The 17,232-nt window shown below is 57.6% G+C and carries 16 protein-coding genes; 5 read left to right on the forward strand and 11 right to left on the reverse strand.

The genetic code is table 11. The features are described from left to right. Both VL547_RS11570 and VL547_RS11575 read left to right on the forward strand, forming a co-directional pair. Positions 1-1,104 (forward strand): XdhC/CoxI family protein, encoded by a 1,104-nt coding sequence (locus tag VL547_RS11570; protein WP_325577832.1) that lies wholly within the window; start codon positions 1-3, stop codon positions 1,102-1,104. Continuing rightward, the gene (locus VL547_RS11575) at positions 1,080-1,649 is read left to right on the forward strand and encodes a nucleotidyltransferase family protein (RefSeq protein ID WP_325577834.1); all 570 of its coding nucleotides are present in this window, start codon (positions 1,080-1,082) and stop codon (positions 1,647-1,649) included. The genes VL547_RS11570 and VL547_RS11575 overlap by 25 nt, the downstream gene beginning before the upstream one ends. Here VL547_RS11575 and VL547_RS11580 read toward each other — a convergent pair. The 4 genes from VL547_RS11580 to VL547_RS11595 are packed head-to-tail and all read right to left on the reverse strand — an operon-like array spanning position 1,634 to position 5,175. Then, positions 1,634-2,701 carry an NAD(P)/FAD-dependent oxidoreductase gene (locus VL547_RS11580; RefSeq protein ID WP_325577836.1) on the reverse strand — a complete coding sequence of 356 codons (1,068 nt, stop codon included), beginning with the start codon at positions 2,699-2,701 and terminating at the stop codon, positions 1,634-1,636. The genes VL547_RS11575 and VL547_RS11580 overlap by 16 nt on opposite strands. 13 nt (positions 2,702-2,714) lie before the next feature. Continuing rightward, the gene (locus VL547_RS11585; protein WP_325577838.1) at positions 2,715-3,677 is read right to left on the reverse strand and encodes an MlaD family protein; all 963 of its coding nucleotides are present in this window, start codon (positions 3,675-3,677) and stop codon (positions 2,715-2,717) included. Then, positions 3,674-4,426 (reverse strand): ABC transporter ATP-binding protein, encoded by a 753-nt coding sequence (locus VL547_RS11590; protein WP_325577840.1) that lies wholly within the window; start codon positions 4,424-4,426, stop codon positions 3,674-3,676. The genes VL547_RS11585 and VL547_RS11590 overlap by 4 nt, the downstream gene beginning before the upstream one ends. A gap of 2 nt (positions 4,427-4,428) precedes the next feature. Beyond that, positions 4,429-5,175 carry an ABC transporter permease gene (locus VL547_RS11595; RefSeq protein WP_325577842.1) on the reverse strand — a complete coding sequence of 249 codons (747 nt, stop codon included), beginning with the start codon at positions 5,173-5,175 and terminating at the stop codon, positions 4,429-4,431. A 91-nt stretch (positions 5,176-5,266) separates the two neighbouring features. On the opposite strand from VL547_RS11595, the gene VL547_RS11600 reads away from it, so the two are divergent. Then, the gene (locus VL547_RS11600) at positions 5,267-6,085 is read left to right on the forward strand and encodes an SDR family NAD(P)-dependent oxidoreductase (protein ID WP_325577844.1); all 819 of its coding nucleotides are present in this window, start codon (positions 5,267-5,269) and stop codon (positions 6,083-6,085) included. A gap of 66 nt (positions 6,086-6,151) precedes the next feature. Continuing rightward, positions 6,152-7,042, forward strand: a complete 891-nt coding sequence (locus VL547_RS11605; RefSeq protein WP_325577846.1) for an AraC family transcriptional regulator — start codon at positions 6,152-6,154, stop codon at positions 7,040-7,042. Here the strand turns inward: VL547_RS11605 and VL547_RS11610 are convergent. From VL547_RS11610 to VL547_RS11640, 7 genes are all read right to left on the reverse strand, one after another. Beyond that, entirely contained in the window at positions 7,034-7,222 is a 189-nt protein-coding gene (locus VL547_RS11610) for a hypothetical protein (protein WP_325577848.1), read from the reverse strand. The two genes, VL547_RS11605 and VL547_RS11610, sit on opposite strands and share 9 nt — an antisense overlap. A 73-nt stretch (positions 7,223-7,295) precedes the next feature. Then, entirely contained in the window at positions 7,296-7,682 is a 387-nt protein-coding gene (locus tag VL547_RS11615) for a VOC family protein (RefSeq protein WP_325577850.1), read from the reverse strand. A 172-nt stretch (positions 7,683-7,854) separates the two neighbouring features. Further along, positions 7,855-8,616: a hypothetical protein gene (locus tag VL547_RS11620; RefSeq protein ID WP_325577852.1), complete on the reverse strand. Its 762-nt coding sequence runs from the start codon at positions 8,614-8,616 to the stop codon at positions 7,855-7,857. A gap of 103 nt (positions 8,617-8,719) precedes the next feature. Next, positions 8,720-9,664, reverse strand: coding sequence for a DUF1735 domain-containing protein (locus VL547_RS11625; RefSeq protein WP_325577854.1), 945 nt, complete (start codon positions 9,662-9,664; stop codon positions 8,720-8,722). Positions 9,665-9,684: 20 nt separating this feature from the next. Beyond that, positions 9,685-11,187 carry a SusD/RagB family nutrient-binding outer membrane lipoprotein gene (locus tag VL547_RS11630; protein WP_325577856.1) on the reverse strand — a complete coding sequence of 501 codons (1,503 nt, stop codon included), beginning with the start codon at positions 11,185-11,187 and terminating at the stop codon, positions 9,685-9,687. A 28-nt stretch (positions 11,188-11,215) separates the two neighbouring features. After that, a complete protein-coding gene (locus tag VL547_RS11635; protein ID WP_325577857.1) occupies positions 11,216-14,425 on the reverse strand; it encodes a SusC/RagA family TonB-linked outer membrane protein in 3,210 nt (1,069 codons plus the stop codon). 533 nt (positions 14,426-14,958) lie between these two features. Beyond that, a complete protein-coding gene (locus VL547_RS11640; protein ID WP_325577859.1) occupies positions 14,959-15,654 on the reverse strand; it encodes an SDR family NAD(P)-dependent oxidoreductase in 696 nt (231 codons plus the stop codon). A gap of 39 nt (positions 15,655-15,693) precedes the next feature. On the opposite strand from VL547_RS11640, the gene VL547_RS11645 reads away from it, so the two are divergent. Beyond that, positions 15,694-17,169: an aldehyde dehydrogenase (NADP(+)) gene (locus VL547_RS11645; RefSeq protein ID WP_325577861.1), complete on the forward strand. Its 1,476-nt coding sequence runs from the start codon at positions 15,694-15,696 to the stop codon at positions 17,167-17,169. Positions 17,170-17,232 lie beyond the last annotated feature (63 nt).

A 17,232-nucleotide genomic window follows, 5' to 3' on the forward strand; every position in this document is an offset into this window, starting at 1 on the left:
ATGAAAGAAATCACCGACATCCTACAGGCATACGACCAGGCGGAACGGGAGGGCCGGCGCTGCGCCCTGGCCACCGTGGTACACGTCGAGGGCTCTTCTTACCGGCGACCCGGCGCCCGGATGCTGGTCACCGAGGACGGCCGCCTGACGGGCGCCATCAGTGGCGGCTGTCTTGAAGGGGACGCGCTCCGGAAGGCCCTTTTTGCCATCCAGCTGCAGACCAGCAAGCTCGTCACCTACGACACCACCAACGAAGACGACCTGCGGTTTGGCGTGCAGCTGGGTTGTAATGGCGTCGTGCATATACTTTTCGAACCGGTAAAAGACGGCCATCCCATAAGCCTGCTTCGGGAAGCTTCGCGCAACCGGTCGGGCGCCGCGCTCGTCACCTTGTTTTCGCGGCAGCGTACCGCGGAGCAACCGGGAACCAGCCTGCTCTATACCGGCGGACGCGTAACCGCTACCTTACCGGATGCCCTTTGCCAAACCATCCTGAGCGACGTGGTTTGCGGCCACGGCGTGTCGCATTTTTCCCATTACGGGCCCCATGAGGCCTTTATAGAATTCCTGGTTCCGCCACCGGCCCTCGTCATCGCCGGCGCCGGCAACGACGTCCTCCCGCTGGTAGACATCGCATCGCTGCTGGGGTGGCATCTCACCATCGTGGACGGCCGTCCCCACTACGCCGACAAAGCCCGTTTCCCGAAGGCCGACCGTGTAATAGTTGCCCGTCCCGATCAGGTCCTCCCGCAACTGGACGACGATCAACAACGGCTTTTCTTGTTGATGACCCACAACTATCAGTACGACCTTGCCCTACTAAAAGCGATTTTGCCCGGGCGCTTCCCCTATATCGGTATCCTCGGTCCCAGGACCAGGCTCGACCGTATGCTGGAAGACGTAGGATACGCGCTGGACGAAGCGCAGCGCGCGTCCATCCACGGCCCCGTCGGTTTGGACATCGGCGCAGAGACCCCTGCGGAGATAGCCGTATCGATCGTCGCCGGGATCAGAGCCTTCCTGTCCGGTCACACCGGTCGCCAGCTCAAGGACAACCTTCACCCGATCCACCACCGCCCATGGACAGCTCAGGTGCAGGATTGATCGTCCTGGCCGCCGGCGGCTCCAGCCGGCTCGGCCGCCCCAAACAACTGCTGCCCTGGAAGGGCAAGCCCCTGATCGCACACATCGTCGGCGAAGGGATACACCCGTTGTTCCTAGTCACCGGCGCGGTCGATCTTACAGACCTCCCCTGGGAGCGCCCTATACATTTTGTCCACAACCGATGCTGGTCCGAAGGCATGGCATCCTCTATCCACGCCGGTCTGGACGCCCTGCTAAATGCCTTCCCCGATATACCCGCCGTTATCCTTTCCGTCTGCGACCAACCCTTTATCACCCGTAACCTATTCGAACGATTGATCGCCCAGCAGACCCGGACGGACAAAGGCATCGTCGCCAGCGCCTACGCCGATACGTTGGGCACGCCGGTACTTTTTACCCGTCGTTATTTCCCCCGGCTGCTTACCCTTACCGGCAGCCAGGGCGCCAAAAAATTACTATCCGAATACCCGGAGGACGTGACATCGGTCACGTTCGACAAAGGCGATGTGGATATAGACACGGAAGATGACTACCGCGCGCTGTAGCGGCTCGCAATATCCGCGGCAATTCGCCGCGCGTCCCGCGCGATCTCCCTGATCTGCCCGGTCGGGCTGATGTGGTATCCGCAGAAATACAACCCGGGAGCGCGTTCCTTGACTATGGAAAAATCCGGCTCGTATCCCACCGCGGCGACGATCGCATCGACGCGCTCCGAAGCCCCGCCTGAAAACGTCACCGTGTCGCCGGCAACATGCAAAATATCCCCCAGCACTTTTATCCGACACTGCCGGATCAGCCGGATCACCCCGACATCCAGCACGGGCGCCTTTCCATCCCGCGCGATCTGCTCCAATGGCCCGTAGGGCATCCGCCGAAGCCCCAGCCGCGATACGTCGCCCAACAGCAGCCGCACCAGCGGCGCGCTGATCCTGTCCGCGACGCGGGGCGGCAGCACGCTCAAAACCCTGCTCACCTCCAACACCGGGATACCGAGTATATCCCTGGGTACGACATTGACGGGCGAGCGCACCGACATCAGCGGAAATGCCCCCTGCTCGTAGAGATCGATCGCGATCTCGCAGGCGGAATTGCCAAACCCGACGATGAGGACCCGCTGTCCGCGGTAGGCGGCGCCCGTGCGATATTGGCTGCTGTGCAACACCGGGCCTGTAAAGGCGCAGGAGAACGGCCGCGGCTTGTTAAACGGTCCCGTTGCCATGATTACCGCGCGAGATACGAACTGCCTGAAAGGCGTTTCGGTGACCCATACATCGTCTTCGCGGCGCACCGACAAAACCGGCGTACCCAACAACGGTTCGATCTTAAACCGCAAGGCATAGGCGTCAAGGTAATCCACGACCTGTTGCCGGCTCGGATACCGTGGCACCCCCTCGGAAAATGAAAAATATGGGAGCCGGGAAAGACGCTTGTTCGTGTGTAGGTGCAACCGGTCATAGTGGTGCCGCCACGGCGCGCCTATCGAATCCGAGCGCTCGACCACCTGGCAGCCGATCCCTAGCCGGCCCAAACAGGCGGCGCTGGCCAGCCCCGAGACGCTGGCGCCCACGATTATTACCGGTATGTCAACCGATGGCATCCGATAAAATACGCTAATTATCCTTTTTCTTCTTGAAAAACCCCCTCAACAGGAAATTATGCTGCAAAGCCTCGAGATCCACCCGCAGCTCTTCGCTCGAGACCTCCAGGTTCTTCATCGTCCGTTGCAGCTGGTCCGCGGTAACCTGGTCGTGTAACAAAACCCCGGCAGGCGACGCCGGGTCGTTCAACCCGCGGCCGGCGACACGCAACGTATCGGCCAGCATAGAGGCCTTTGCCGTCACTTCATCGAGCCGTTCGGCCGCGGCGCGCAAACGTCCATAGATGACGGTGTCTTCGAGCAGCTCATTCACCAGACCCGGCGCGTGCTGAACGCGCTCCGAAAATCCTTCGAGGTTGGCAAGCATCCTGTCTCCCGATACCGACGCGGCCTGGAGCCTGGCCAGCGTAGCGCGTAGCTGGTCCGCATAGCTGTCATCCTTCAGCAACTTTCCCAACGTACCCCGCCCTTCCAGCAACTGGTCGCTTAGTACGCGAAAGTTCGCCGTAATCACCCGCAGGTCGCTACCGGCCCCCTGCAGCGTGCCGAACATCTCCTGGAGGGTAGCGGTATGCTCCGCCACGACCACGCCGCCATCGGCAATCACCGGCAGGCTGTCGCTCCCGCCCGTGAGCACCACGATCTTGTTCCCCACCAGGCCGTCGGTGCCGACCCTGGCCATGGCGTCCTGGTGAATATGCGACTGCGCCTGGTGCTCCACCGACAACACCACCTCCACCAGCGCACCCTTGTAGAACGACACTTTTCGGACGGTTCCGATCTTCATCCCGGATAGCCAGACGTTGTTCCCGGGCTGCAACCCCTGCACGTCCTCGAAGATGACCTTTACCTGGATGGAGCGCGTAAAAGCCTTATGCTGGCCACCGATGGTGAGCACACCGACGATAAAGATGGCGAGCCCGATCGTTATGAATATACCAAGGGTGAGCTGTCTGCGTTGGGTTGTTTCACTCATGCGCCGGAGATAAAGTTATAATTATAAAAAGCGGTGACCCTCGGGTCCGTGGCTGCGAAGACCTCTTCGAAGCTACCCTGCCTGAGGAAACAACCATCCGACAGCATCACCACCCGGTCTCCCGTCGCTTTCGCGCAGGTCAGGTCGTGTGTAATGATGACCGCGCTGGTATTGTATTGTGCCTGCACCTCGTTGATCAGCTCGTTGATCTCGACGCTGGTGACGGGATCGAGCCCGGCCGTTGGCTCGTCATAAAGCATAATCTCGGGATGCATGATCAGCGTCCGGGCGATCCCGATCCGCTTTTTCTGTCCTCCGGACAATTCCGACGGCCACTGGTATTTTGCACGCGTGAGCCCCACGTCATCGAGCACGCGGTCGATCGCGCCCTCGACCTCACGGCGGGTTAAATGCGGCTTGTTCCGCACCAACGGGAATTCCAGGTTGTCGCGCACATTCATCCCGTCATACAGCGCCGAGCCCTGGAACGAAAAGCCGATCTTGGCCCGAAGCAAGCCCAGCGCGCGGCTGTCCAGTCGTTCGATCTCCTCCCCGAGTACCCATACCGTTCCATTGTCGGGCCGGAGCAGGCCGACGATGATCTTTATCAGCACCGATTTACCACTGCCCGACCGTCCCAGGACGACGACGTTTTCCCCCTGGTGTACATCGAGGTCGATGCCCTTCAATACCTCGACCGTTCCGAAGGACTTGCGGATGTTGCGGAGCGATATGACGATACCGGCCATGGTCAGCGATAGGTATTGATCAAGGTGACGATAAGCACTTCCTCTATAAATATCAGGAACATGGAAGCCACCACCGACATATTCGCGGCGCGCCCCACGCCCACGGTTCCCTGCTCCGCACGGTAACCGTTGAAACTACCGGTCAACCCTATAGTATATCCGTAGATGGCCGATTTCAACAGGAGGACGAACAGGTCGAGGAACGTGATTTTGATAAAGGCCTGTTCAAAAAAAGCGGCAAAGCTGGTCTGTTCATTCCTCAGGACATTCAGATATGCGCCCAGCAGACCGATAAAACCCATATACACTGCGAGCACCGGGACGATCAGCGTAGAGGCAAGCACGCGGCTCACCACCAGGTATTTGAACGGATTGGTATTGGATACTTCCATCGCATCGATCTGTTCCGTCACGCGCATCGAACCGATCTCCGCCCCGATATTCGACCCCACCTTACCCGCGATGATGAGCGCCGTAACCAGCGGAGCGAGGGCGCGTAACAGGGCGATGGCCATCAGCGAAGGCAACCAGGCCGTCGCGCCGAATTCGGCCAGCGACGAACGGGATTGCTTGGTAAAGACCAACCCCGTGATAAATCCCGTCAGGGATATGATGGACAGCGATCGCAACCCCACCTGCCAGCACTGGTGCAATACCTCTTTATATTCGTAGGGTGGCACGAAAACCTCTTTCCAGAAACGCAGGTTGAACCGGTACACCTCATACACCTGTATAAAAAGAGCCTTCATACCTCATCTGGCGAAATTCTATGCCAAAATGTATCAGTTTTCCCGATTTCCGTATAACTCCCCCGGCCGCCCCCCGGCGTAGCTTTGAGGTATGAAAAAGACAATTTTTATCACCGGCGCTTCCCGTGGCTTCGGGAAGCTTTGGGCAGAAGCCTTCCTCCGGAGGGGGGACAACGTAGTCGCCACCGTCCGTAACCTGGACACGATCCAGGACCTCGTACAACAATATGGAGACAGGCTCCTGCCGCTCCGCCTGGACGTCACCGATCGGGCCGCGGTATTTGCGGCCGTGGCCACCGCCAAAGACCGCTTCGGCGGCCTGGACGTCGTCATCAACAACGCGGGTTATGGTCTCTTTGGCGCGATAGAAGAAACCACGGAGCAAGAGGCGCGCGATCAGTTCGAAGCCAACGTCTTCGGCCTGTTGTGGGTTACCCAGGCCGCGATCCCCGTCCTGCGGGCACAGGGTCACGGGCACATCATCCAGTTGTCGAGCATCCTTGGCGTAGCGACGCTGCCGACACTGGGACTGTACAACGCATCGAAATTCGCCGTGGAGGGCCTGAGCGAGACGCTGGCGACCGAGGTTAAGGCGTTTGGCATCAATGTTACCTTAGTGGAACCCAACGGCTTCTCCACCGACTGGGCCGGCGCTTCCGCCGTACACACCCAGTCCATGAAGGAGTATGACGCGATCAAGGCCGCCTTCCTCGAAGGCGTATCGCAGTCGCCCTTTGGCCAACCGGAGGCCACCTCCGCCGCGATCCTCCGCCTGGTCGACAGCCCGAATCCCCCGTTACGCCTCTTCCTGGGCAAGGTCGCCTTTCCCTGGGCGCAACAGGTCTATGCCGACCGCCTGGCTACCTGGGAATCGTGGAACGACGTAGCCGTCGCGGCCCACGGGAACTAGGCGCAGCCCCGCGGACTCGCGCAGAGGCCCGCGGACCGCGCGGAAATCAGTAACTTTACACGAGCGATGAACCACTACAAAACCATAAACGAAATGCGTCTCAGCAACGGCGTCCTCCCTTCGGAGCACCCGTTGCTGAGCGTCTATCGTTGCACGGACAACTGCACCTTCGGGGCCGTGGCCTTTACCGGTGACTTTTATGCCATCGGTTTTAAAAAGCTGAGATCGGGAGTCTTCCGTTACGGATTAACGCAGTACGACCACGCCAACGGATCGATGTCGTTTATGAGACCCCGGCAGGTCATCCAGTTCCGTGACCTGGAATTCGAAGAGGAAGGATTCCTCCTGTTTTTCCATGAGGACTACCTGGACGGCCACCCACTACACGCGGCCATCCGGAAGTACGGCTTTTTCGACTATGAAGTCAACGAAGCCCTGCACTTATCCCCCAAGGAAGAACAAACGATAAAGGAGCTGTACGAAAAGATCGAGACCGAGTACCACAATAATGAGGACGAATACAGCAGGGACATCATCCTGGCCCACATCGACTCCATCCTTAAATACGCCCAGCGATTCTACAAGCGGCAATTCCTGCACCGGGCGCCGCTGGTGGGCGCGATGGTATCGAAGTTCAATGAAACCCTTTCCGAATATGTGGCCGGCGGCCAGCTTACAGGCGACGGGCTTCCGACCGTGAGCCTTTTGGCGCAGCGCCTCCACTTGTCCCCCCGGTATATGAGCGATCTGCTAAAACAGGAGACGGGCAAAACGGCGATCGAGCTGATCCATCTCTTCCTGATCGGAGAGGCCAAGAACCTGCTTCGGGGCGAAGGCCAGAGCGTTAGTGAAATCGCCTATGGACTTGGTTTTGAGAACCTGCCCTACTTCTCGCGGCTATTCAAACGGGAAGTGGGCGTCAGCCCCAATCAATACAAACGACAATTGTTAAACTGATTTCTTCAGGGGCATCATCCAAAACCCCACGAAGAAACTAACGGTTCCCACTGCGCCGCCGCCCAGCAACACCCGCTCCAGGAGCGCGCTCTCGACGCCATCCATAAAAAGGTATGTCACCAATCCCAGGGATACCACCCCAAACAGGGACATCCATATCCCCACTTTCTTGCGTTTCATAACTTAGCTATAACAATTCGCATTCCAGAACGGAATAATTCGCGCCACAGGCGATTGTTGAATTCTTTCCACGTTACAGCCGCGCCTGTGCATCATAGCTGAGCATCCAGGTAATCCCGAACCTATCCGTCACCACCCCGAAAAGCCCGCCCCATTGTTGCGCCATCACCGCGGACACTACCGTCCCCCCCGTGGACAGCCGTCTGAAGAACAATCGGATATCCGCTTCGCTACCACAGCTGAGGGAAAGGGATATGCCGTTCCCCCGGGCGAAAGCGCCGGGGCCCTGCATATCGGACCCCATCAGGAGCAGGTCGTCCTTGACCAGCGAGGCATGGACGATGCGCCCTCCCTCTTCTGCCGGCGCCATTTCCAGCTCCGCCCCCAGGCTTTCCTTATAGAACGTCATGGCCTCCCGGCAGCGGCCGTTGAAGTGTATATAGGGGTGTATTTGCATCATCGGCCGCCGTTTTGTGCAAAAATACCCACGGCACCTGCTGACGCCACTGGCGTATCGCGACAACTTAACGGTGTATTCCGGCCATATGTTGTGCACGGGCAAACCAAATAAAAACCCCCGGGGAGCTCCCGGGGGCTTTGGCAGTATTTACCGCCACACTATCTTCAATAACCTAGTTCGCGTTGATATATAACGTCATCTGCTTCAGGAAGGCAGCGTCGACGCTGTCATAACGGTGTTCCTTCAGGAAGTCGAGCATCTTCTGATTCCCCACCGCCACGGTTTCCTTCATCGTCTTCACCTTCATCGGCATCAGTTTCAAGGTCTTCCCGTCGGGCATCAGCAGGAAGTAGTCGTCTGTATCCACATACTGATCGTACGGATTTCCGCTTTCCACCATACCATCGGTATGATAGTCCGCCTTGACGAACTTCGTCCTGGTCATCTTGTAGAGGCTGTATTTGCCGGCATCGCCCTTGACCAGGACCTGGAAGAACGGGCTCCCGTCGATGACCACGTCGTTGATGCGCTCGAAGGTCATTTCGCCGTCGTCGCCGCCCTGGAGGGTAAACGACTTCACGTCTTCGTTCGATACGTTGACCATGTACTTGCCCTCCACGTTGAGCAGCAGCGTATGGTTCAGCTTGTCGTAGTTATACAGATATCCTTTTTGATCCACCGTCGCATTGCTGCTGTTTATGGCGGTACCCTTCACCCAGCGGTTGAAAAGGTAGGGACTACCCTTGGTTTCTTCCTTATGGTTGAAAGCCAGGATCGTCGTACCCGTACTGGCTGCCTGTCCGTTGGCCTGGACAGACGAGAAGGTGGCGAAATTGTCCGCTATTGCCTGGGACGAGGCATCTCTGGTGTCCATCTGCGCGAACCCGCCGGTTGCCAACAGCACAGATGCAAGGCTAAAGATATAGTGCTTCATGATATGATAAATATACTAAAAAGGTTTCGTTTTTACACAGACTGGCCGGTCATTTTCAGACCGGCCAGTATTAAAAAAATGCAAAATTTATACGACTGGCGCCCTATTGCTGAACAAAGGTTTCGTCGATGATCCGATCCGCCGGCGTGCCATTCGTGTAGTAGGACATGATGTGGAACTGGCACTTTACACCCGGGCTCGGAGGCGTATAGCTGATCAGCCACGAAGCCAGGTTCGATACCGCGGACGTGAAGTTAAAGTCGATACTGGTCATCTGGCTGTAATCGGACGAGGTGGTCAGGTTGTACTGGTACCCGCTCGAACCCAGGTTGGCATAGTCGATGGCGATTTCCGTAGGACTGACCGGGGAAGCGAACTTCGGGCTGGGGGAAGCCGCCGTGGTATACCCGGACGGAATGGGGTCCGTGGGACCTGCCCAGGAAATCCGGCCGGGATAGTTATACCGGGTCCCGGTACACGTATAGTTACCCGCCAGCGGGTTCCCTACGATGTGGAAATAGATCGTGCTCAGGTTGCCGCTGATGGTCAACCCACTTGCGTCCGTGATCTTGATGGGAAGCATGTAGGTGTAGGCGGGGTTGAATTCCGCGGCGTTGAAGATGACGTAGAACGTATCCAGACGCTGACCGGCCGGTATGGTCCCGGTCTTGGTCGGTATGGTGTACAGCGAATCCGGCATGACCTGGTACAAGACGTGCTTGGAGTTGTTTACGCTGTCGGCGTTGTAGGCGGCTACGATCGTGGTGTCCACCGCAATCGTGATGTTCGTCGCTTTATTCAACGGATAGTCGGAGGCGATGTTGACCGTAAAGAACTCGGTGTCCAATACCGCCCCTGCAGGAAAGCTGAGGTTCGCCGCCGTGAAAAAGGCCAGACCGCTCGCCGTTGCATTCGGCGTGGGGTTTGTGCTGGCCGTGGATATCTCCGCCACCGGGAAGATCTGACTGAAGTCGGTGTTGGGCTTATCTTTCAGACACCCCACCAGCAGCAGGCTCAAAAACGGTATGCTAAGAAGTACTTTTTTCATCTGCTCAGATTTTTAGATGGTTAAGGCTGCCAAAAGATCTTGGACGTGAGGATATTGATCGTACCCTGGGCAGACATATTCGCCTGGTTGTAGTTCGCCTCGCTCAGAGGGTACAGTATGCGATAGGGAATATGGGTTGCCGTGGTGCCGGGGTAGACCGAAACCGGCAGGTCGGACGGGTAACCAAGCCTTCTCCAGTCGTCCCAGGACTCCAGCGGATCGAACATATTGTTGGCGGCCCATTTCTGGAGGATGATGGTTTCGATCGGGTTGGAGGAGGTGGCGAGGTTAGTCCTGATATCCGTCTGGCTGGTATAAGCGGCTGCCGCGGTAGCGTAGCTCGGCACACCCAGCAAGCGGAAGGATTCGCTCACGGCCGAATTGAACAAGGCGACCGGGGTGGCCCCGGTGATGTAACCCCGTTGGGCGGCTTCGGCTTGCAGGAACAGGCTCTCGAAGGCGGGAATCATATAGGCCGTCATCGAAGGCGCCTTCAGGATACCGGGTCCGACGGCGGAGATGACCGCGTTGTGCTCGGCTCCGGAGTTGGTGCTGCCGAAAGCCCGACCCTTGACGACGTCCGCGGAGTTGACCGCGTAGAACAGGGAGTCGCGGGGGTCGTTGGTGCCCTGGTAAAAAGCCACGGCGTAGCTGCAAGCCCTATCCAGCTGGTAGCCCTGGTAGGGTGAGTTACTGGTGTTGAAACCGACGTTCTGCCACATGGGGTTTTGCAGGCCGTTCGAAGAGTTGGAATAACCGGGGTTGATACCGGCGTCCGTCCCCGCGGGCAGAAAGTCGGCGGTGGTCATCCCATTCAGCTCGGACTGTATCAAGGCTGCGCCGCCGGACCACTGGGTCAGGTGTAACAGCAACTTGAGCTTGACCGTGTTGGCGAAAAGGACCCAATTGGACATGGTCCCGCCAAACATCACGTCATAGGTTTCCGGGTTGTTAGCGGTGACCGGTGCGCCGTTGATCAACGCAACCGCGGAATCCAGCCAGTGAATGCACGTGGTGTAAATTGTCGCGCCATCGGTATAGGTGGGGTAGTTGATCGTACCGCCCTGGAGGGCTGCCGTGAAGGGGATGTTATTGTACATGTCCACGATGCGGCTAAAATGCCAGGCGAGCATGATCGTCGAGATACCGCCATAGTATGCGTAGCTGGGATCGGTCGATTCGCTTTGGATCAGCTTGTAGTTCGCCATGTTCTCGTACACGTTATCCCAGTTGTTGTTGTTCGAACTGTTGATCGTATTGTACGTGAGGGCGTTGCTGCTGACGCCGTAGTCACCGCTGTAGGCCCAGTAACCCATATAGAATTGCATGGGGTCCAGGTTGGCGCTGAATTGGGTAGACGCCGAATTCACCAGTGAGGCGGACAGTACGAACTTCGGGTCCACCGAGGACGGGTTATTCGGGTTGGGGGAGTTTATATCGAATGTTCCTTTTTTACACCCGGCAGCCAGACCCAACAGCAAGGCGGCGGAGCAAAAAATAGAATATGATGTGCGTTTCAACATACTGTTCATTTTTTAAACCGTAATTAACTTAGAAAACGATAGACAACGTGCCGGAGAAGATACGCGTGGGGGGGCCTTGACCTTCGCCCGTACGGCCTACGTCGTTACCCGAGTCTTCGCTGAATTCAGGGTCCGTCCACAGGTTGGTCTTGGGCCTGAACATAAAGAGGTTCCGTCCGGAAACGGTGAGCGTCGCGCTTTGCAGGATCTTGGTGGGCGCCATCCAGCGATGGGGCAGGTTCCAGCTGATCGCTACTTCACGGATCTTCCATACATCGCCGCTGGTCACGTAGTTGGCGCCTACGCTGTTGTAAACGCTCGGCCAGAAGTTAAAGTTGGCGTCATCGACCGTAACGTTCGTATTGGTTACCCATTTACCTCCCTGCAGGTACGCGGAGTTGGGCATAACGAAACGCTGGCGGCCGGTGGCGGCGGTCGTAACACCCGCGCCGCTGAAGTCCATGTTCTGACCGATCGTGTTAAAGATCTTGTTGCCACCGCGGTAGTCCGCGGTAACGGTCAGGGTAAAGGCCTTGTATTGCAGGTTGGTGGTGAGACCAAAGATGTCCGTCGGGTTGGCCGCGCCCATGATCGTCAGGGCGGAGCTTTCCGTGGGCATACCGGTTACGGGATCCACGATAACCTGACCCGCAGGGTTTCTGTTCCAGTCGTGGGTTTCGATCAGCGGGAAGGCGTAACCGACGACGGCGAAAGCGTTGCCGTTGTTACCCGGGATACCGATCGATTGCTGGCCGCCATTGATGCCGGTGACCTTGTTTTTATTACGTGTGTAGTTTACGTTGACGAACCAATCCCAGTCCTTGGTCTTGAATATGTCACCCTTGAGCTCCAGCTCGAGACCCGCGTTCTGCGTTTGAACGGCATTCAACAAGGCGTTGGTGAAACCGCTCGACGGGGGGATGGGTACGTTGATGATACCGTCCCTCAGGTGCTGTACGTAATAAGTGGCGCCGAGGTTGAAACGGTTCTGGAGGAACCCGATTTCCAAACCGCCTTCGTTTTCCGTAACGAACTCGGGTTTGATGTTCGGGTTGGCAATGCTCGTATTCAGCTGGAAACCACCCAGGCCGTTATACGGGAAGGCGCCGTAGGAAACGAGCGTCTTAACCGTCTGGTAGGCGCCGCTGGCGATGTATTCGCTACCACCGCCCAGGGGAGAGGCGTTACCGGTGACGGAGTGCGCCCCGTGGATCTTCAGGAAGTTAACCGCTTTGCCCGTGAAGATGGAGGGAATCAGGTCGCTGACAACCAAGGAGGCGTCCACATCATAGTAGGGGATAAAACGGTTGGACTTGGACAGGCGGGAATCGATGTCCGAGCGGTACGAACCGTGGACGAAGAGGAAACTCTTGTAACCCAGGCTGCCTTCACCGAAGAGACCTAGCTTGCGGGCTTCCTGCTGGTAGTTTTGGCCCGTACCGCCAAGGCCGGGAACGCCGGTCAGGTTGTTGACGTTGAATACGGGGAAGAAAATAGGGCCCGCGTTGATGTAGACCTGCGTGATCTTGTTGTCGCCGTAGGTCGTACCGAGGGTGGCCTTGAAGTTCAGGTCCTTGGTGATGTTGTGATCGAAGTTGGCCAGGAAGTCCGAGGTCAACAGGAGGTTGTTGTTGTAGTACGTCGAATAGCTCGGCTGAGCGGGGCTCGCGGAAGCGAAGCGCGTACCGTCCGTTCCATAGTGCTCGACCACGCCGGTACCGGAATAGTTCGAATAGTACAGCGTCTGCGACGTATCGGAGAATACGGAGTACGTAACGCCGTTGCTGGTCGAGTTGTTGTGCGTAACGAACTGGTTAACGGCCAGACGATAGGAGAGGTTCACCCAGGGCGTCAGCTTCAGCGCGAGGTGCAGGTCGCCCTGTATGCTGTTGACCGTCGTGTTCGTCCGGTTGTTGTCCAGGTAGTAGTACGGGTTCATGTAATAGTCGTTGAAGTACCCGGACGGGGTGGCGTACTTGTTGTTGGCCCAGTCCTTCATCATCGACAGGGGAATGTCGGACGGCGTGTTCATCACGTCGTCATACACCGTACCGTCGTTCATGCTTTGTGTCTCGTACTTGTAGGTATAAGCGGCGGAGAAGTCGGCGGAGAACTTGCCGTACGTCCTGGAACCTCCGATACGGAAGGCGTCGCGGCGACCGGCGTCCTTGGGCATAACGCCCTTGGTATTGACGTCCTGGCCGCTGATGAAAAAGCGGCTGTTGTCATCCCCAGCGCTATACGACAGGTTGTTCTGGGTAGTCAGCGCGTGATTGAAGAAGTCCTTTTTCTGGTTCTTCACATCGGTGTAGGGTATATACAGGTAGCTCCCGTCCGCCAGAACGCGGCCGACAGGTATTTTCCCGCCGGTGGAGCTGTATTCGGGTCCATACTGCTGGTTCTCGTAAGGAACCGCATTGGACAGATCGTTAAAGTCGTTGATCCATCTTTCACCGCCGTTCTGACCGAAACGCTTTTGGAAAGCCGGCATGTAGGAAACCGTTTCCAGCTGGGTGGTGGTCGTGAAGGCTATCTGCGGACGGCCGCGGGTACCTTTCTTGGTGGTGATGATGATAACCCCGTTCGAAGCGTCCGATCCATACACGGCCGAGGCGGAGGCGCCTTTCAGGACGTTGATGTCGGTGATGTCGTTGGGGTTGAGGGTATTCAGGTCTTCGTAGTAGATGGCGCCGTCCACGATGATCAGCGGGGTGTTGTTCCCCGTGATGGAGCGCATACCGCGCAGGGTGATACGGGTCGGGGCGAAGACCTGGTTGTTCACGGTGTTGATCTGGAGACCGGCAACCTTACCCGTCAGGCCGTTGGCGGCGCTGATCGGCTGTGCGGTCAGGACGTCCTTGCCGGACACCCGTGCCGTGGAATAACCCAGCTCCTTGGATTGACGCTGTACGCCGAAACCGGTGACGACAACCTCCTGGAGGCTGCTGCTCTTGACCTTCAGGGTGACTTTTATTTCCCCGCTGGCCGGAACCTTTACTTCAATGGGATCGTATGCGGTAGCAGTGATGATCAGCTCGGCGCCAGCGGCCGCGTGAACCTGGAAAGCGCCGTCCTGATCGGCGGCGGCGCCACCCCTTGAGCCTTTTACTTTGATACTGGCGAACGGAATGGGTTTCCCGTTCTCGTCCAACACCCGTCCGATGACGGTATGGACTTGTGCAAATGCAGAGGTACAAAGCACAAATACCCCTACAAGAAAGGTAGAAAGAATTCTCATGTCTCAGTTACTTTTTATAGATGGTTAATTCTCTGAAGAAAACGAATGCCTATAGCGCACAAGGACAATCGTGTGAGAGAAGTGGGCCTGGCGGACCGGAATAGCGTGGGGTAACCTCTGATGAAAGGTCAGTTAGTTTTCTCATGTCTTTTGATTTTAAAATTGTCTAAAGGGGCAAATTATGGTAAATCATTTTTTTAACAAAAAAATATATTTCAGGGTTCACCCCAGCGGCAGTCTTTATGTCGTCGTTTAGACCACCTTTTTTGAATTTGCGCTTGATGGATAGTCAATTAGTATGCAGCTATGTTAACACTTGATTTTCAATTGAATAATAGATAATAATTCATATTTAATAAAATGTTTATTTTATTCATTTACCTTGATTTTCTGCTCAGGAAAGAATTAGTTTGAAATTTCAGTCATATTAATTATTTTCCTACTTCGATTAGTGACGGGTCAAAAAACATCACGTGGATCATTCTTGCAGATCCAATGACGTTTTACTTGATAAGTGACGTTTAATTAAATTATCAAGCTTTATTATACACCTTCCAGATAGGTTCGCGGAGCGCGGAAGATTGATCCGAACAAATAAAATAAAATATTTCCGCCAGCTGGCCGGGTGTCACCCAGGTAGTGGGATCGGCATCCGGCATACTCTTCCGGTTCGCCGGGGTATCGATGGTGGACGGTACGACAACGTGCGCGACGACGTCCTTTCCCTTGGCATCCGCATTCAGGATGTCCGCCAGCTGGAACAACAGGGATTTGCTCAAGGCGTAGGCCACAGCGTGTTTTCCCTGGGCGGGCACGAGGGCGGGGCGGGCGCCGATAAAAACCAGCCGGCCTTTACCCCGGGCGAGCATATGGGCATAAAGGGGCCTCGCGGTGAAAAAGGCCGTTTCCAGGTTCAGCGCGATCATCTTCCGCAGATCCGCCCCGCGGGTATCCGCCACGCCGCCCATCGCAAAACCGCCCACCAGCATAAGCGCGGCGTCGATTGCCTTGTATGTCCGTAAGGATTCCTCTATCAGGGTGGCGGCCTCCTCTTCCTCGGACAGGTCAACGATCTGTGCGTCCAGCAGCGGACTGGTGCCGAGCGCCTGTTTCTCCGTCTCATTGAGGACGGTGGCGATGACCCGGAACCCCTTGTCCAGGAAAAAACCGACCACGGTCCTTCCCAGGCCGCCGGCGGCGCCGGTGATTAAAATCGTACGTTCAGCCATTGGAGACACGGTATTACATTTGTAGCTAATTTACAAAATATGCCCGTGACCTATACCGACATCACACCCGCAGCTCTGGATAAGACACTTACGCTCGCGGCCCAGGCCTTTATCCCATATAAGAACACCAGCCTCCAGGCCCGGAGGGACTTTTTATACGCCATCGCCGCCGGGTTGGAAGCCGACCGGGATGGCTTGGCCGCCCTGGCCGCGGAAGAGACCCACCTGGGTATCGACCGGCTCACGGGTGAAGTGAACCGGACCTGCTGGCAGCTCCGCAGCTATGCCGACGCCGCCCTGGCCGGTCATCCTTTGGACTGCCGCATAGACACCGCCCTGCCCGATCGCAAACCCGCGCCCCGGGTCGACATCCGGAAGATGATGGTGCCCCTGGGACCGGTGGCCGTCTTTGGTTCGAGTAATTTCCCGTTTGCCTATTCAACGGCGGGCGGGGACACCGCCTGCGCGCTGGCCGCGGGTTGCCCCGCGATCGTCAAGGCGCACCCCGCACACGCCGCCACCTCGGAGCGCGTGGCCGGGATCGTCTCAAAAGCAGCAGCCGCCGCCGGCATGCCCGAGGGCGTATTTTCACACATACACGGCGCCGCCTTTGAAGTGGGCAAGGCCCTCGTCCTCCACCCCGCCGTCAAGGCCGTCGGTTTTACCGGTTCCACCACCGGTGGCAAAGCCCTTTTCGACCTGGCGGCCGGACGCCCCGACCCCATCCCCGTCTTCTCCGAAATGGGCAGCGTCAACCCCGTCTACCTCCTGCCCGGCCGGCTGGCCGAAGCCGCCCCCGCGGTAGCCGCCGCCTACGCCGGCTCGATCACCCTGGGCGTCGGCCAGTTCTGCACCAACCCCGGTCTGCTGATCGGCATCGCCGGCCCGCACCTGGACACATTTGTTTCGGAACTCGCCGCCGCCATCGCCAAGGTCCCCTCCGCCACCATGCTCCACCCCGGCATCGCCAAAGCCTACGCCGACAACCGCGCCACCGCGCTGTCCCAGAAGGGCGTCACCCTCGTCGCCCACGGGACCGGCGGCCCCGAAGGCCTCGCCACCCTGGCACGCACAACCGGCGCGACCTTTTTGGCCAACCCACAATTATATAAGGAAGTATTCGGCCCGTATTCACTCTTGATCGAGTGCGCCGACGCCGCGGAGATGCTGGCTATCGCTGGTAAAATGGAGGGCCAATTAACCACCACCTTCATCGGCAGCGAAACCGACTACCGCGAAAACCCCGCCCTCGTCGAAGCCCTCGAGCAACACTGCGGCCGCTTCATTTTCAATGGCATCCCCACCGGCGTGGAAGTATCCCCCGCCATGCAGCACGGCGGCCCCTACCCCGCCACCACCGACAGCCGCTTCACCTCCGTCGGCGAAGACGGTATCCGCCGCTTCATGCGCCCCCTCTGCTTCCAACAATTCCCCGAACACCTCCTCCCCGACGCCCTCCGCGACAGCAACCCGCTGAAAATATGGCGCCTCGTCAACAACCAATGGACCCGCTGACCAGACCCGCCGCGCCCGCCGCCCTAAGCGCGTAGGCGCATGACGAGGGGTGGGATGCCTCTT

The organism is Dinghuibacter sp., assembly GCF_035492835.1.
In the GTDB taxonomy this organism is placed as follows: Bacteria; Bacteroidota; Bacteroidia; order Chitinophagales; family Chitinophagaceae; genus Dinghuibacter.

Excerpts from the sequence above, each read along its gene's own strand:
- VL547_RS11590 (WP_325577840.1), bottom strand. The coding sequence starts at position 4,426 with ATGGCCGGTATCGTCATATCGCTCCGCAACATCCGCAAGTCCTTCGGA.
- VL547_RS11620 (WP_325577852.1), bottom strand. The coding sequence starts at position 8,616 with ATGAAGCACTATATCTTTAGCCTTGCATCTGTGCTGTTGGCAACCGGC.
- VL547_RS11580 (WP_325577836.1), bottom strand. The coding sequence starts at position 2,701 with ATGCCATCGGTTGACATACCGGTAATAATCGTGGGCGCCAGCGTCTCG.
- VL547_RS11570 (WP_325577832.1), top strand. The coding sequence starts at position 1 with ATGAAAGAAATCACCGACATCCTACAGGCATACGACCAGGCGGAACGG.
- VL547_RS11600 (WP_325577844.1), top strand. The coding sequence starts at position 5,267 with ATGAAAAAGACAATTTTTATCACCGGCGCTTCCCGTGGCTTCGGGAAG.
- VL547_RS11640 (WP_325577859.1), bottom strand. The coding sequence starts at position 15,654 with ATGGCTGAACGTACGATTTTAATCACCGGCGCCGCCGGCGGCCTGGGA.
- VL547_RS11605 (WP_325577846.1), top strand. The coding sequence starts at position 6,152 with ATGAACCACTACAAAACCATAAACGAAATGCGTCTCAGCAACGGCGTC.
- VL547_RS11610 (WP_325577848.1), bottom strand. The coding sequence starts at position 7,222 with ATGAAACGCAAGAAAGTGGGGATATGGATGTCCCTGTTTGGGGTGGTA.
- VL547_RS11635 (WP_325577857.1), bottom strand. The coding sequence starts at position 14,425 with ATGAGAATTCTTTCTACCTTTCTTGTAGGGGTATTTGTGCTTTGTACC.
- VL547_RS11630 (WP_325577856.1), bottom strand. The coding sequence starts at position 11,187 with ATGTTGAAACGCACATCATATTCTATTTTTTGCTCCGCCGCCTTGCTG.
- VL547_RS11645 (WP_325577861.1), top strand. The coding sequence starts at position 15,694 with ATGCCCGTGACCTATACCGACATCACACCCGCAGCTCTGGATAAGACA.
- VL547_RS11575 (WP_325577834.1), top strand. The coding sequence starts at position 1,080 with ATGGACAGCTCAGGTGCAGGATTGATCGTCCTGGCCGCCGGCGGCTCC.
- VL547_RS11615 (WP_325577850.1), bottom strand. The coding sequence starts at position 7,682 with ATGATGCAAATACACCCCTATATACACTTCAACGGCCGCTGCCGGGAG.
- VL547_RS11625 (WP_325577854.1), bottom strand. The coding sequence starts at position 9,664 with ATGAAAAAAGTACTTCTTAGCATACCGTTTTTGAGCCTGCTGCTGGTG.
- VL547_RS11595 (WP_325577842.1), bottom strand. The coding sequence starts at position 5,175 with ATGAAGGCTCTTTTTATACAGGTGTATGAGGTGTACCGGTTCAACCTG.
- VL547_RS11585 (WP_325577838.1), bottom strand. The coding sequence starts at position 3,677 with ATGAGTGAAACAACCCAACGCAGACAGCTCACCCTTGGTATATTCATA.